The 2,000-nt window shown below is 58.0% G+C and carries 1 tRNA gene and 1 rRNA gene; both read right to left on the bottom strand.

The features are described 5' to 3' along the window. Positions 1–111: 111 nt before the first annotated feature. Positions 112–183, bottom strand: a tRNA-Ala gene (locus IEX91_RS16155). Positions 184–296: 113 nt separating this feature from the next. After that, positions 297–1,771: ribosomal RNA gene (locus tag IEX91_RS16150) — 16S ribosomal RNA — on the bottom strand. Positions 1,772–2,000: the final 229 nt, after the last annotated feature.

The raw sequence follows: 2,000 nt of genomic DNA, 5'->3' as shown, positions 1-2,000 counted from the left end.
CCGCAGGTGAACGCGGGAGCGTACATCGACCCTTCCCAGTCGCGCTCTCGCGGACTGGTGCATCAGTCGAACCCGACATCGAATCAGCAACTGATTCGATCTCGGAGTCTATGGACCCACTGGGATTCGAACCCAGGGCATCCTCCTTGCAAAGGAGGCACTCTACCACTGAGCTATGGGCCCACCCTCCATTCCTGGAGGAAATCGTTAGCCTTGATGATCTTAAGTGTCCGGCCGGCGTGACGTCGTGTCACAGCCGATGGGTCGAACCCCGAAGGGTTCGATCCCGAGTGCGTTGGAGGTGATCCAGCCGCAGATTCCCCTACGGCTACCTTGTTACGACTTAAGCCCCCTTGCGGAGCCCAGATTTGACCACCTAACGGTGGCCTCATCCGGACCCCACTCGGGTGCTTTGACGGGCGGTGTGTGCAAGGAGCAGGGACGTATTCACCGCGCGCTCTTGACACGCGATTACTACCGAATCCAGCTTCATGAGGGCGAGTTTCAGCCCTCAATCCGAACTACGACCGAGTTTAGGAGATTAGCTCCACCTCTCGGTGTCGCAACCCACTGTCTCGGCCATTGTAGCCCGCGTGTAGCCCGGCTCATTCGGGGCATGCTGACCTACCGTTGCCCGTTCCTTCCTCCAGTTTAGCACTGGCAGTCCGCCTAATGTACCCAACCACCACGAGGGTGTTGCTGGCAATTAGACGTGCGGGTCTCGCTCGTTGCCTGACTTAACAGGACGCCTCACGGTACGAGCTGACGGCGGCCATGCACCTCCTCTCAGCAGCTTCGGGTAAGGTCGTCAACCTGACCGTCATTACTGCTGTCGGAGCCGGTGAGATGTCCGGCGTTGAGTCCAATTAAACCGCAGGCTCCTCCGGTTGTAGTGCTCCCCCGCCAATTCCTTTAAGTTTCATCCTTGCAGACGTACTTCCCAGGCGGTCCGCTTCTCGGCTTCCCTACGGCACAGCACAGGCTCGTAGCCTGTGCCACACCTAGCGGACATCGTTTACAGCTAGGACTACCCGGGTATCTAATCCGGTTCGAGACCCTAGCTTTCGTCCCTCACTGTCGGATCCGTCCTTCCAAGGTGCTTTCGCCATCGGTGGTCCGTCCAGGATTACAGGATTTCACTCCTACCCCGGACGTACCCCTTGGATCTTCCGGTCCCAAGCCACGCAGTTTCCGCTGGACGCCCACCTGTTGAGCAGGTGGATTTCCCAACGGACTTGCGCGGCCAGCTACGGACGCTTTAGGCCCAATAAAATCGGTCATCACTCGGACTGCCGGTATTACCGCGGCGGCTGGCACCGGTCTTGCCCAGTCCTTATTCGTAGACCACCTTACGGTCTACAAAAGTGTGAGCTCTATGCCCACACACTCGGAGTCCCCCTATCGCACTTGCGTACAGTGTAAAGGTTTCGCGCCTGCTGCGCCCCGTAGGGCCCGGTATCTTGTCTCAGATACCGTCTCCGGGCTCTTGCTCTCACAACCCGTACCGATTATGGGCACGGTGGGCCGTTACCCCACCGTCTACCTAATCGACCGCAGTCGCATCCTGTAGCGCCATAGGCCTTTCCGGCTCGAATCAACTCCAGATCCCGAGCGTTATGACGTATTAGCCTCAGTTTCCCGAGGTTATCCGTCACTACAGGGTAGCTTGACCACGTGTTACTGAGCTTTCCGCTACGAGTCTAAACTCGTACAACTAGCATGGCTAAATCGGACTCCGATAGCAATGACCTCCGGCAGGATCAACCGGAATGTGCTGGGACTGAGCCCAGCTCGGCGGGAACAAAGGTTCCGCTGGTTGCGACACGAAGTCACACCAGCCGGATGTCACTGACCATCAAGGCTAACATCAGATCCCATCTGTACGGCGGACCGCAGGGGTAGGATCCTCATTCCTTCGGACCTCAACGTACTCCATACGGGTACTTCAACCCGTCGGATCTCGTCGGCCCGAAACGACGTTCGTATTCCCTCCGAATCGC

Origin of the sequence: Halarchaeum nitratireducens (assembly GCF_014647155.1) — an archaeon.
In the GTDB taxonomy this organism is placed as follows: domain Archaea; phylum Halobacteriota; class Halobacteria; order Halobacteriales; family Halobacteriaceae; genus Halarchaeum; species Halarchaeum nitratireducens.
The sequence above is the reverse complement of the archived record's forward strand: the minus strand, read 5'-3'. Positions and strand labels throughout refer to the sequence as shown.